This window comes from Litoreibacter roseus, assembly GCF_009811795.1.
GTDB classification, from domain to species: domain Bacteria; phylum Pseudomonadota; class Alphaproteobacteria; order Rhodobacterales; family Rhodobacteraceae; genus Litoreibacter; species Litoreibacter roseus.
In genome coordinates, this window is the sequence record NZ_BLJE01000016.1 from 1 (window position 1) to 3763 (window position 3763).

The 3763-nt window shown below is 44.9% G+C and carries 6 protein-coding genes and 1 pseudogene; 2 read left to right on the forward strand and 5 right to left on the reverse strand.

All coding sequences use genetic code 11. The annotated features are described in order from the left end of the window. Positions 1–271: integrase core domain-containing protein (locus tag KIN_RS22095; protein WP_159811244.1), on the forward strand; the 271-nt coding region annotated here is incomplete at its 5' end. 24 nt (positions 272–295) lie between these two features. Here KIN_RS22095 and KIN_RS22100 read toward each other — a convergent pair. The 4 genes and pseudogenes from KIN_RS22100 to KIN_RS22785 form a co-directional block, all read right to left on the reverse strand. Beyond that, on the reverse strand, positions 296–508 hold the full coding sequence (locus KIN_RS22100) for a hypothetical protein (protein ID WP_159811246.1): 213 nt from the start codon (positions 506–508) through the stop codon (positions 296–298). An 85-nt stretch (positions 509–593) separates the two neighbouring features. Beyond that, complete coding sequence (locus KIN_RS22595; protein WP_279285306.1) at positions 594–728, reverse strand: hypothetical protein; 135 nt, start codon at positions 726–728, stop codon at positions 594–596. A gap of 433 nt (positions 729–1161) precedes the next feature. Continuing rightward, positions 1162–1287, reverse strand: a pseudogene (locus tag KIN_RS22105) (IS481 family transposase); the annotation flags it as partial. Between the two features lie 783 nt (positions 1288–2070). Continuing rightward, positions 2071–2436: a response regulator gene (locus KIN_RS22785; RefSeq protein WP_159811248.1), complete on the reverse strand. Its 366-nt coding sequence runs from the start codon at positions 2434–2436 to the stop codon at positions 2071–2073. Between the two features lie 205 nt (positions 2437–2641). Between KIN_RS22785 and KIN_RS22115 the strand changes: the two genes are divergently transcribed. Then, a complete protein-coding gene (locus KIN_RS22115) occupies positions 2642–3466 on the forward strand; it encodes a helix-turn-helix transcriptional regulator (RefSeq protein WP_159811250.1) in 825 nt (274 codons plus the stop codon). Between the two features lie 20 nt (positions 3467–3486). On the opposite strand, the gene KIN_RS22120 is transcribed toward KIN_RS22115, so the two are convergent. Continuing rightward, a partial coding sequence (locus KIN_RS22120) for an integrase core domain-containing protein (RefSeq protein WP_159811252.1) occupies positions 3487–3763 on the reverse strand: 277 nt, incomplete at its 5' end.

Below are 3763 nucleotides of genomic sequence, written 5' to 3' on the forward strand. Positions count from 1 at the left end.
CCACGAGTTCCAAGCCAAATTCCATTGGCATGTTGAAGACAGGGGCATTCGACACGCCTACATCAAACGCGGAACGCCACAGCTCAACGGGAAAGTGGAGCGCTCTCACCGATCTGATCAGCAGGAATTCTATCAGCTTCCGAGTTACAAAGGCGACGTCGATCTCGAAGCCAAACTCGACGAATGGGAGCGGTTTTACAACTTCGCAAGGCCACACGGCGCGCACAACGGCCACACCCCTTACGAAGCTCTCAGAGACAAGCTACAGTAACCCAGAAGTGTCCCGCTGGTTCGTCTAGGTTACAGAACAGAAAACAACTTTTACCTGAGGATGTTTCTTCACAAACCTCTCTGAAAGCGCAGCTTCAAATTCATTAAATTCAAAAACGACAAGGTTTTCATCTTGCACTTCAAGGCGATAAAATTCTAACCCGCCAGAAAACGCCAGTTCATCCTTGTCATCGAAAACCTCAAGTTGGCGCTTCAAATCGCCGACCGTGAGTGTCATAAATATGCCTTTCTGTGCCTGCCTGACTAAAACATGGTATTATACTGATTTTTGGATTGTTCAGCCAATCTAGACCTCCAAAATGCTAGGATGTTTGATCCTTCAGCACGGCCTCTGCAAACATGAGCATCCGTTCGGCCTTCACTTTAAGTTCGGTTAAGTTGTTTTCCTCTGCATGCTTTTGAAGATCACGCAGAATATCAAGTAGATAGTCGTTCATTTTAGATAGTTTCCCCAGCCAGCCAGGCCACTATTTTATTGGCGAAAACATAAGTGCGATAGCCTATTGCTTCGACATCCTTAACAAAAAGCTAACACGACAGCGAAATTTGCATGCAAAATGCAGTTCACGTGAGGTCAGCTTGAGCTTTATCCTTAGGCACCATGGTTCAATCGCACGCACCGTGGCGTCACAAGCCTGCAAGGGCCTTCCGTCCGTTCTTCTAATTGGTTCCTCGCCATGTCGGAGGACGGACGGAAACCACATCTAGCTAATCTTGTTGCTCTTCAGGTGTTTTCTTTGGCAGATCGTTTGCATCTCCGACAATCTTGCTGATTTCGCTCAGGCGGTCCTCCAAGTCTAACATTAATAAATCCGCTCTTTGAGCACCGATTTTGATCTTCCCCCTTTAAGTTGGTCCGCCCCTATAGTTATGATCAATGAAGTCGATCGCGTTTGCCTGCGTGTGTTTGTCGTAGATCTTAAGTGCCCTGACACGTGTCGCATCGTCGATTGCTGTGTACTGGAACCGGCGCACCTTCTCGCCGCGTTTCCCCCTTTAAAGGTCAAGATGCAACAGTGCCGGTTCATGAGCCTTGACGATTCTCGTGCAAAAATAAGGACTGTCGTAGGGACTAAAACGACGTTCGTCCTCATGGCGCAATCGGGAATAACTCATCGATCATGCTGATAAAACACTCAGACTTGCAACAATCGTCTTCAGCACCACCCCAAGAACAATCTCCTGCCAAGTGGTCAAAACAAAGCGTGCAGATCACGTTCACTAAGCCATCTTGCAGAAAAAGCAGGAATTTCTCGTATTTACTCTTTCTTTACTTTGAAGCAGGAAAATCAAAATCTGCTATACTTGGAGAACTAACTTGATAATTCTTTTTGCGGGACTTTCCGGAACGTTAGCAGCCATCACAGCATCCTTGATATGGAGCTTAACAACGACCAATATACTGCTAATCTACTACTCGGTGGGCTTCTGTCTAGCTCTCCTTTTGAGCGCCAAAGCTATGCTGTCTCGGAAAAAATAAATGCCGAGATGGAGCCACATCAGCCTTACATCAGTGGCTACCTGTGAGCAGGATCATCAATATTTATCCAGCATACAGATTAGCCTGCACCAGAACTTTTCATCTGTAAAACAAAACTTCAGATTTGCGTTTCAAATTGATAGATTAAAAAACGATATTTTACTTTAATCAGTTTTACCTCGACATCTAATAGGCGAAGCTGAGCCCGCACGCCAGCTCACTTAGAACATTTCGCATCTGAGGCCATGCCACTTATCCCAAGCACTTTAGCGGCGCTAAAATTAATCAAGCCCAATATGCTATGCTAGGGCTTCTGTAGCCCTTTTCACAGCGTTTCGAAGCTCAGAATTCAACCACGGCTTTCGAATGAAATCAGATGCATGTGAAAAATGCGGAGAGCAATTAAGTACAGATCCTGATATTATTATTACAATACTTCCACATTCATGGGCAAAATTTGCGAGATCGTAGCTTGTCCTATTGCCAAGATATATATCCATTAAAGCCAAGTCGTAGACTTTATCTTTCAGCTCCATTCTTGCTTGATCGAAGTTGGTGCAGACATCTATATCACTAAATCCGAACGAGCGCATCTCGTCTTCGAGATGCATTGCGACAATTAGCTCATCTTCTACGATAAGAACGCTGATCTCACGACATTTCATATCTTAAAATTCTTGTTTTCCATGAGGCCCTTCTTGCGGGCGATCAATATGGTTGAGAAAACACCTAAATGGCTAAGGAGAGGTAAACTTTGATTTATTCGAGGTTCGAAGGCAAAACTAACTATAAATTGACTTGTTGTTAACCGATACGAGGCATCGATCTAGTGCGTCAAGAGGACAAATTGAACAAGCGTTGATTATTCAGATGAGAAATTGGACAGTTCAGGGTATTGAAGAAGCTATCAAAGTTTACGAGCCGAAGAACCCTAAATTACATGACGTGTTGAACGAGATAGAAGATTCTCAGACTGTCAATCAGCTGGCCGGTTCGTTTGCAGCTTTTCCTCGAGAATTTGGCCTCGATTTTGCTACACTTATCGTCGCAAATGAAGGGGATAGAGCTCTTCTACAAAAGAGATTTTTATCTTCACTTCCTTTGCGCAGCAAAGAAAATTGCTTTGTGAACGATTGCCTTCGAGAAGATAGAATTCTAAGAGATCTATCTAATAAATTCGATGTTTTCTTTTACTCCGCAAGAACAATCCCTGATGGAGGCGAGGCCTCTGAAGTGGGCAGCTCGAATTTTGCGGGCTTTGGTGGGTTTGCTTTCCGCATATCACATCTTAGCGGTCGATTTGGATACATGCTTTTTAGTTCTGATCGTGATGTGGAATGGCTGCAGGATGTGTACAGAACTCATGAATCTGATCTTCACTGGATGTCAATGCAATTCTTCGATGCCTTTTGCTATCTAGCTCGCATCGGAAAGCCAACCGGGGTCGAACTCACAGACGACGAGATTTGCTTTTTACGTCTGCTGGCCATTTCTGACGATCCAAATTCAGCTATGCTTCATAGATATACATATGGATCGGCAAAAACTCTTAAAACATCAATCGCAAGAAAGCTTGGTGTAACTTCGATATTCCAAGCGATCTCTATCGCTTTAAAAGCGGGCGTTATATCAGAAGCAAGAATCGTAAGAGAGGAAACCGTCATGTCCCAAACTGACCTCATCGGCTTCTCTTGAACAAGTGTCCATCCCGATTTCTATGGGCCACTTTTTACCACGGTTTCTGGAACTGGCGGGCACATGTTTAGTGTCTGATATGGTCGGATCCGATTGTACTGTCTGAGCCAGGTATTGATGACGATCTGTGCCTGTTTGGTGGTGTGGAACCATTCGGCGTTCAGGACTTCTCGGCGCAGTGTGCCGTTGAAGCGCTCATTGTACCCATTCTCCCAGGGTGATCTTGGATAGATCTGGATCGGCTTGATCCCCACTGTCCTCAGCCAGTCTTGCAATGCTGTCGCGATGAACTCCGAA

Coding starts and splice junctions, on each gene's coding strand:
- KIN_RS22100 (WP_159811246.1), bottom strand. CDS start 508: ATGACACTCACGGTCGGCGATTTGAAGCGCCAACTTGAGGTTTTCGAT.
- KIN_RS22595 (WP_279285306.1), bottom strand. CDS start 728: ATGAACGACTATCTACTTGATATTCTGCGTGATCTTCAAAAGCATGCA.
- KIN_RS22785 (WP_159811248.1), bottom strand. CDS start 2,436: ATGAAATGTCGTGAGATCAGCGTTCTTATCGTAGAAGATGAGCTAATT.
- KIN_RS22115 (WP_159811250.1), top strand. CDS start 2,642: ATGAGAAATTGGACAGTTCAGGGTATTGAAGAAGCTATCAAAGTTTAC.